Source organism: Variovorax sp. P1_H12_2, assembly GCF_056405335.1.
In genome coordinates, this window is sequence record NZ_JBFUCI010000783.1 from 1 (window position 1) to 1,033 (window position 1,033).

Below are 1,033 nucleotides of genomic sequence, written 5' to 3' on the forward strand. Positions count from 1 at the left end.
TGCCGGTCCAGCTTTCGCCGGCCCTCAGCTGACTGGCCAAACGGCGTTCGAAGGAGCCCTTTCCGAGCACGATTCCGATGGCGCTCCCTGTTCAAGTCCAAGGCCCCCCTTAACAATGGGGACTGCATATCACCGGAGTCAACATGGACCTAGAAAAAATGGCACGCGGCCCCGCAACGCCGGGCGTCGACCTCGGACCGGCGGATCGAGGACTTGAAGGTGCGTATCGGCGCGGCTACTACCAGGCGGTCGCGGAAATCGCCCATCGACTTCAGTACGGGAGCCCCTTGAACGCCAGGGCATTGAACGGCTGGGTCGAGAACGAAGGCATGAACTGGCGCCGCCACACGCCGCTGGATCGCCACGTGCTGCCGCCTGAGTTCGAAAGCAGGTAGACGGGTAGAGGGAGCAGCGCGCACCCTCGGCCGGCGGACGGGCATCCCTCGTGGCGAGGTGTTGGTCTGTCGTGAGGGTGCCAGCGCAACGATCACCGGCACGATCCAGCCACAGCCGTTGCGGGCCGCCGGAATGGCAGACGCGCGACCGGCGAGCCCAACGCGACCGGCCTCGGGCAAAATCCATCGTGAACCCCAACCCAGCCCCCCCGGATGCCACAACTCCAAGTCACTGTCGCCAACCTCACCGGCCATGCCCAACTGGTCCATGTCTTCGATACGCTCACCGGCGGCACGCGCCCGGTGGAAGGAAGCCCCTTCTCGCTCGCGAATGGAGCCCGCTCGGCAGCCTTCGGCGTCAACGCGGATGCACGCGGGCGCGGCATCCTGGCCTACCGCTGCCAGAGCGGCATCCTCCGTTCCGGCATCGATGTCGCTGACGGCACCGGCGTCGATATCCGCTAGGGCCTGGCCGCGCCCCCGGCAGCCGGTGCAGAATCGGCAGCTTCAATCCTTCTTCTGTCAGGCAGTCTCCCCATGCGCTTGAAAATGGGCCTCTTGGCCATCGTTCTCCTTGCCTCCGCAAGCCCCACCTTCGCGCAGGCCGCGGAACCGACGGATGCCGCCAGCTGCAAAGC

2 protein-coding genes are annotated in these 1,033 nt (G+C 66.1%); both read left to right on the forward strand.

Features of this window, described 5'->3' with window-relative positions; translation table 11 throughout:
* Positions 1-143 precede the first annotated feature (143 nt).
* Entirely contained in the window at positions 144-395 is a 252-nt protein-coding gene (locus AC1D2K_RS35115) for a hypothetical protein (RefSeq protein ID WP_478095092.1), read from the forward strand.
* A gap of 213 nt (positions 396-608) precedes the next feature.
* Entirely contained in the window at positions 609-860 is a 252-nt protein-coding gene (locus AC1D2K_RS35120; protein ID WP_478095095.1) for a hypothetical protein, read from the forward strand.
* Positions 861-1,033 lie beyond the last annotated feature (173 nt).

What these genes read in the sequence shown, in the direction of transcription:
- AC1D2K_RS35120 (WP_478095095.1), top strand. Translation starts at nt 609, where the DNA reads ATGCCACAACTCCAAGTCACTGTCGCCAACCTCACCGGCCATGCCCAA.
- AC1D2K_RS35115 (WP_478095092.1), top strand. Translation starts at nt 144, where the DNA reads ATGGACCTAGAAAAAATGGCACGCGGCCCCGCAACGCCGGGCGTCGAC.